The sequence below is a fragment of the Yinghuangia sp. YIM S10712 genome (assembly GCF_051388935.1).
In the GTDB taxonomy this organism is placed as follows: Bacteria; Actinomycetota; Actinomycetes; order Streptomycetales; family Streptomycetaceae; genus Yinghuangia.
In genome coordinates, this window is sequence record NZ_JBPKBI010000045.1 from 1 (window position 1) to 7049 (window position 7049).

Below are 7049 nucleotides of genomic sequence, written 5' to 3' on the forward strand. Positions count from 1 at the left end.
CTGCCGGTCGACGGTCAGCTTGCCCTTCAGCTCGGGGATGCGCGCCTCGATGTCGGTGACGCACGCCTGCATCGTCGGCTCACTCCACTTGGCGTGGAAGCTCAGCGCGGCGGCATTGGCCAGGACGCTGTCGTAATTGTGCTGGGCCGCGTCGCCGGTGTACGTGGCCACCTGGCTCGCGCCGGTGAACAGCAGCCGAGGACGGTAGTCGGTCTTCTCCACGGCCTTGGGGAACTCGCCGCCCATGCCGCCGACCACCACGACGGTGTCGGCACCCGCGGCCTGGAACTTCTGCATGAACACGCCGGTCTGTTGGGCCACCGCGGCGCCGTCGCGGGGCGGTCACGCCGGTGGCCACGTTGCCCGCCGCCGGCGGGCCGCCGGCGGCCGGGTCGTCCTTCTTCTCCGCGGCGCAGCCCGTGGCGACGAGCGCCGCGGCGGCTATCAGGCCCAGGGCGGCGGTGCGGCGCCTGCGATTGAAACGTTCCATTCCGGTTCCGTCTCTCGATGGTGGTGGTGTCGGATCGTTGGTGCGGTGGTTGCCGCGGGCTGTCGAACGCGGGGTGCACGGACCGTTCCGGGGCGGCCCGACTTCTTCGGTTCCGGCCTGTCCTCAATGAACTAATTCGAATTAGTAATTCGGATGAGCACTTTTGCAGTTCCGGCGGGCCATCGGCAAGACATGCGTTGGTAACAGTCCGGTAACCGGCATCCCTCCCCGGATGGCGGCCATCCCGGCGAGCGGGGCGGCAGCGAGCCGTATCCTGAGCCGATTTACGTCGCCGACTCCCGCGAGGACGAAAACGTCATGACCCGCCGCAAGCGCCCCACCAGCACCGATGTAGCCCGGGCCGCCGGTGTGTCCCAGACGACCGTCAGCTTCGTCCTCAACAACCGGCCCGGCCAGTCGATCCCCGAGGAGACCCGGCAGCGCGTGTTGGAGGCCGCCCGGCGCCTGGACTATCGGCCGCACGCGTCCGCCCGCACCCTCGCCCGGGGAAGGAGCAACATCGTGTTGCTGGCCGTGCCGGACCTCCCCATGGGATCGGGCATCACCCGCTTCGTCGAAGGCCTCGCGGGCGCGCTCGCGCAGCACGGCCTCACGCTGGTCACCCACCTCGCGGGAGGGCACGGCAGGCCTCTGACCGACGTCTGCGCCGACATCGGCGCGTCGGCCGTCATCGGCCTTGAGGCCTTCGACGAGGCCACGGTCCACGAACTGCACAAGGCGGGCGCCGACGTCGTCGTCCCGTCCACGAGGCAAGGCTCGTCCATGGGACCGATCGGCCGGTTCCAGGCGCAGCACCTCATCGACCGGGGCCACCGCCGCATCGGTTACGCGATGCCCATGCACTCGGGCCTGGTTCCGATGGCCGAGGAACGACTCCACGGCGTGGGCGAGGCCTGCGCCGCCGCCGGGCTCCCCGCGCCGGTCGTGTGCAGCACCGACCTGGAGTCCGACACCGCCGCCAGGGCCGTGGCCCGTTGGACTGAGCAGGGGGTGACCGGGGTCTGCGCGTTCAACGACGAAACCGCCATCGCGGTCCTGGCGGGCATCCGGGAACGCGGCCTCGTCGTCCCCACCGACATGGCCGTGATCGGCGTCGACGACATCCCCACGGCAGGGCTGGCCGATCCGCCGCTGACCACGATCAGCTTCGATCTCGACGCTGTCGTCCACCGCCGCGCGGAGGTGGTCGTGGCGCGCCTGACCGGACGGGAGCCGAGCGGGGAGGCCACGGAGTTCCGTCCCCTGCTCCGGCAGCGCCGTTCCACGTGATCGTCCGCGCCGCACGGTGCACGTACGGGAAACCCTGAACGAACCGGGTGAAACGAATCCCGTGCCGAAGTGCCGGCGGCGCCGGAAACGCCGCCGGGCACGTCCTGTCGGCAGGCATGAGGGCCCGGTATGCGGTCATGGCGGATTTCTATTGTTCAAGGTGAATCATCAGCAAGCATGATGGGTTCACGTGACCTGACGCGAGATCCACAGCACAGGACGCCATGACGGGACCTGCGGGAGCCCACAGGGCAGGAACGACCGATGCCACGCGAGAGTACTTGTCGTCCCCGCCTCTCCTCGGACCGCGCGCGGCCCCCGTTACCTGAAGGAAGGACCGACACAATGGCGATGTACCCCAAGCCCGCCGAGGGTAGTTGGACCGAGCACTACCCCGAGGTCGGGACCGGGCTCGTGTCCTACGAGGACTGCATCTCGCCGGACTTCTACGAGGCCGAGCGCGAAGCGGTTTTCAAGCGGGCGTGGCTGAACGTCGGGCGCGTCGAGGACGTTCCGCGCACCGGCAGCTACTTCACCAAGGAGATCGCGGTCGCCAAGACGTCCGTGATCATCGTGCGTGACAAAGGCGACAAGATCCGCGCGTTCCACAACGTGTGCCGCCACCGGGGCAACAAGCTGGTGTGGCAGGACTACCCTGGCGAGGAAGTGTCGGGCAACGCACGGCAGTTGACGTGCAAGTACCACGGCTGGCGCTACGGCCTGGACGGCGCGTGCACGTTCGTCCAGCAGGAGAGCGAGTTCTTCGACTTCGACAAGAGCCGCTACGGTCTGGTCCCGGTGCACTGCGAGGTGTGGGCCGGCTTCATCTTCATCAACCTGGCCAAGGAGCCGGAGCAGCCGCTGCGGGACTACCTCGGCGGCATGATCACGCCGCTGGAGGCGTATCCGTTCGAGCGGTTGACGAGCCGGTACGACTTCTCGGCCGAGGTCGACTGCAACTGGAAGATCTTCCTGGACGCCTTCCAGGAGTACTACCACGTGCCGGTGCTGCACTCGCAGGAGGCGACCCCGGCGGCGCGGCCGAAGACGATGACCGGGTTCGAGGCGCCGCACTACCAGCTCGACGGCCCCCACCGTATGGTCAGCACGTCGAGCATCCCGCGCCGGCTGTGGCCCGAGGACTACCAGTACCCCATCGAGATGGCCACGCGCAGCGGCTTGTTCGGCCCGTGGAACGAGCCGGACCTCGGCGAGCCCGGCGGCGTCAACCCCGGCGGGATCAAAGACTGGGCGATGGACAACTTCCAGATCTTCCCCAACATGGAGATTCTGATCTGGTCGAACGGCTGGTACCTCGTCTACCGTTACTGGCCGCTGTCGCACAGCAAGCACCGGTTCGAGGGCACCTTGTTCTTCCCGCCGGCCCAGACCGTCAGCGATCGCGTCGCCCAGGAGTGCGCGGTGGTGATGTTCAAGGAGTTCGCGCTCCAGGACGCCGGAACCCTGACCGGCACCCAGACAGGCCTGGCATCCCGGGCTGCCCGCGACGACTTCCACCTGAACGACCAGGAGCTCCTGGTCCGGCACTTCCACAAGCACATCTACGAGTGGGTGGGCAACCACAAGACCGCGGGAGTCTGAGCGATGACCAACACCCTCCTGCCCGCCGAGTTCTCCGACCTGGAGCCGTTCGCGGCCACCTGGTGCCTGGCCACCGAAGCGGAGCGCTGGGACCGCCGCATGGCGAGCACCATGCCGGAGATGCAGGCCTTCTACGACGCCGGCTTCCCGCGCCTGCGGGAGCTGCTCGACTACTGCGACAAGTTCCCGATCGACGACCTGCCCGAGCCGGTGCGCAACCTCACCCACCTCGCCCATTCGATCGTCATGGTGGCCATGTGTGTCGAGATCTGGCACCAGCCCAAGGTCATCGACAGCGCGGACGCCAAGATCCACCGGATCAGCGACCCCGCGTACTGATCCGCCCACACACAATCCCGTGCGGCCACCCGCGCGACACCGGCGTGAGCCGGCCGCCCCGGGGCCGGACCACGCAAGGTGCTCGGAAACCCCACCAGACACCGGAGGCCACTCCCATCATGCGACACCCCGCAGCCGCGGGTCGGCTCGCCGACCCAGTCATCGCGCCACATCACGGCGGTTCGCCGGAGCACCGGCAGGCAGCACGCACCGGAGGGGAGCCGCTTCGTGGCTGACATCGAGCTGTCGTGCGGGCTTCCCCCGGGCCCGGATTTCGCGGACCTCGCGGTCCTGGCCGAGGAGCTCGGCTACGCGCGGGTGTGGATCTACGAGTCGGCGCCGCTGTGGGAGGACGCGTTCGTCCATCTCGCGCTCGCGGCGCAGCGCACGTCCAGGATCGGGTTGTCGACGGCGGTCCTGATCCCGCAGCAGCGTTCAGTGATGGCGATGGCCTCCGGTATCGCGGCCATCGCGCGCATCTCCGGCGGGCGGTTCCGGGCGTGCTTCGGCACCGGCTTCACCGCACGTCTGACGATCGGTCAAAAACCGATGAAGCTCGATGCGTTGGGTGAATACGTCAGCGCTCTGCGGCAGGTGCTCGCGGGGGAGACCGCAACGGTCGACGGCAAGGCCGTGCGCATGCTGCACGCGGACGGCCTCGCCGCGCCCCGGCCGCTCGAAGTCCCGCTGTGGCTCAGCGTCTTCGGGCCGCGCGGCGCGGAGCTCGCGGGCAAGGTCGCCGACGGGATCATCGGCCCGCCGCACCCCACCCTTCCGGCCGCGATGCTGGTGAGCGGGACGGTCCTCGAACCCGGCGAGGAGCCGGGCTCGGACCGGGTGCGCGAGGCGATCGGCGCGTGGCGGGTCGTCGACTGGCACAACGCGTACGCCAAGGGCGGCGCCGAAGCGGTCGACGCCATGCCCGGCGGGCGCGCGTGGCGCGAGGCCGTCGAGGCGCTGGCCCCCGAAGACGAGCGCCACCTGCTGACCTACGAAGGCCACGTCACCCACCTCCCGGACCGCGACCGCGCGCTGCTGGAGCACATCGACCTCAAGGCCTTCGTCGGCGACGAGGCCCGCGTCGGACGCCAGCTGTCGCGGCTCGGCGACGCCGGCTTCCGGGAGGCGATCTACACTCCGTCCGGACCGGACTTGGCCCGCGAGCTGCGCGCCTTCGCCGCCGCCCACCGGCAGACCGCGTAGCGCCGCCCACCCCGACCCGCCGGACCCACGAACCGCAAGGAGCACCATGCCCAAGGGATACGTCGTCCTGACCGAGGACATCCACGACGAGGCCGTGATGGAGGAGTACGGCATGGCCTCGGCGGGCCCGCTCCGCGAGTTCGGCGGCAAGGTCCTGGTCGTGTCGACGTCCGAGCGGACCGAGGTCCTGGAAGGCGAATGGCACGGCACCCGCACCGTCGTCGTGGAATACGAGTCGGTCGAGGCAGCGCAGCAGTGGTACGCGTCGGAGAGCTACCAGGCTGCGCTGCCGCTGCGCAAGGCCGCCGCCAACTGCAACGTCGTCATCCTCCCCGGCTTCGAGTTCCCCGGCCGCTGACCGCAAGGCACATGGACATGACCGACATCGATTCCGTCGACTTCTTCACGGACAACGAGCTCCTGCGCGACCCCTATCCCTACTTGGCGGCGCTGCGGGGCGAGTGCCCGCTGCGCCGGGAGAAGCACCACGACGTCGTGATGGTGACGGGCTACGAGGAAGCCGTCGCCATCTACAACGACACCGAGCGGTTCTCGTCGTGCAACTCCGTCACGGGCCCCTTCCCGGGGTTCCCCGTCCCGCTCGAAGGGGACGACGTCTCGGACCTGATCGCCAGGCACCGCGACGAACTGCCGTTGAGCGACCAGCTCCCGACGCTGGACCCGCCGATGCACACCGCGCACCGGGCGCTGCTGTCGCGGATGATCACCCCGAAGCGGCTGGCGGAGAACGAGGAGTTCATGTGGCGCCTCGCCGACCGGCAGTACGACGAGGTCCTACGTGACGGGCGCTGCGAGTACAACGGCGAGTACGCCTCGGCGTTCGCGATGCTGGTGATCGCCGACCTGCTCGGCGTCCCCGAATCGGACCACCCGGAGTTCCGGGACGCGCTGCTCGACAACGGCACGGGCGGCAGCATGATCGGCTCCAGTGACGGCGGCTCGATGGCGCACACCCCGCTGGAATACCTGTACGGCAAGTTCAGCGAGTACATCTCCGACCGCCGTGCGAACCCGCGCGGCGACGTGCTGAGCGGCATCGCCGCCGCCACCTTCCCCGACGGCACCGTGCCGGAGGTCATCGACGCCGTGCGCGTCGCGGCCAACCTGTTCGCCGCCGGGCAGGAGACGACCGTCCGCCTGCTCAGCAGCGCGGTCATGATGCTGGCCGAGGACGCCGAGCTCCAGGCCCGGGTGCGCGCCGACCGCGACCTGATCCCCGGTCTGGTCGAGGAGACGCTGCGCTACGAGAGCCCGGTGCGCGGCGACTTCCGGATGGCCAAGGTCCCGGTCACGGTCGGCGGCGTGGACCTCCCGGCCGGCACCACGGTCATGCTGGTCAACGCGGCGCTGAACCGCGACCCGCGCAAGTTCCCCGAGCCCGACACCTTCGACATCGAACGCAAGAACGCCCGCGCACATGTCGCCTTCGGTCGCGGCGTGCACGCCTGCCCGGGTGCCCCCCTCGCCCGTGCCGAGGCGGTCGTCAGCATCAACCGGCTGCTCGACCGCACCTCCGAGATCTGGATCGACGAGGAGAAGCACGGTCCCAAGGGCGACCGCCGCTACCGGTACATCCCGACCTTCATCCTGCGCGGGCTCACGCGCCTCCACATCAGGTTCACGCCGGCGGAAACCGCCTGACGGGACCGGTCGCGGGGGTCCGCCGGACCTCCGGCGGACGCCTCGCGCCGTTGCGTCCCCAGGCCGGATCCACGAAACCGCAAGGAGCACCATGCCCAAGGGATACGTCATCCTCACCGAGGCCGTCCACGACGAGGCCGGGATGCAGGAGTACGGCAAGGCGTCGGCGGGCGCGCTGCGCGAGCACGGCGCCAAGGTGCTCGCGGTCGCCCCGTCCGACGACATCGAGGTTCTGGAAGGCACCTGGCACGGCACCCGCACGGTCGTCCTGGAGTTCGCCTCGGTCGAGGCGGCACAGACGTGGTACCGCTCGGATGCCTACCAGGCCGCGGCGAAGGTGCGCATGGCCGCTGCGGACTGCAACGCCGTCATCCTGCCGGGTTTCGAGTTCCCGGGCCGCTGACCGCATCCCCGTGACCGACGCCTCGAAGAATCATGCCGGTTCCCCGATGCCGCGTGCCGC

At 69.5% G+C, this 7049-nt stretch carries 8 protein-coding genes; 7 read left to right on the forward strand and 1 reads right to left on the reverse strand.

Annotation, left to right across the window (positions count from 1 at the left end; all coding sequences use genetic code 11):
• On the reverse strand, nt 1–321 hold a 321-nt coding region (locus ACRX5W_RS32720), incomplete at its 3' end, for a hypothetical protein (RefSeq protein WP_436792031.1).
• A 487-nt stretch (nt 322–808) separates the two neighbouring features.
• On the opposite strand from ACRX5W_RS32720, the gene ACRX5W_RS32725 reads away from it, so the two are divergent.
• From ACRX5W_RS32725 to ACRX5W_RS32755, 7 genes are all read left to right on the forward strand, one after another.
• Complete coding sequence (locus tag ACRX5W_RS32725) at nt 809–1780, forward strand: LacI family DNA-binding transcriptional regulator (RefSeq protein ID WP_436792032.1); 972 nt, start codon at nt 809–811, stop codon at nt 1778–1780.
• A 345-nt stretch (nt 1781–2125) separates the two neighbouring features.
• Nucleotides 2126–3382 carry an aromatic ring-hydroxylating oxygenase subunit alpha gene (locus ACRX5W_RS32730; RefSeq protein WP_436792033.1) on the forward strand — a complete coding sequence of 419 codons (1257 nt, stop codon included), beginning with the start codon at nt 2126–2128 and terminating at the stop codon, nt 3380–3382.
• A 3-nt stretch (nt 3383–3385) separates the two neighbouring features.
• Complete coding sequence (locus ACRX5W_RS32735) at nt 3386–3721, forward strand: hypothetical protein (RefSeq protein ID WP_436792034.1); 336 nt, start codon at nt 3386–3388, stop codon at nt 3719–3721.
• Nucleotides 3722–3949: 228 nt separating this feature from the next.
• Nucleotides 3950–4924, forward strand: coding sequence for an LLM class flavin-dependent oxidoreductase (locus ACRX5W_RS32740; RefSeq protein ID WP_436792035.1), 975 nt, complete (start codon nt 3950–3952; stop codon nt 4922–4924).
• 46 nt (nt 4925–4970) lie between these two features.
• Complete coding sequence (locus ACRX5W_RS32745; RefSeq protein WP_436792036.1) at nt 4971–5282, forward strand: DUF1330 domain-containing protein; 312 nt, start codon at nt 4971–4973, stop codon at nt 5280–5282.
• Nucleotides 5283–5299: 17 nt separating this feature from the next.
• Complete coding sequence (locus ACRX5W_RS32750) at nt 5300–6586, forward strand: cytochrome P450 (protein WP_436792037.1); 1287 nt, start codon at nt 5300–5302, stop codon at nt 6584–6586.
• A gap of 91 nt (nt 6587–6677) precedes the next feature.
• Entirely contained in the window at nt 6678–6989 is a 312-nt protein-coding gene (locus tag ACRX5W_RS32755) for a DUF1330 domain-containing protein (RefSeq protein ID WP_436792038.1), read from the forward strand.
• The last annotated feature ends 60 nt before the right edge of the window (nt 6990–7049 follow it).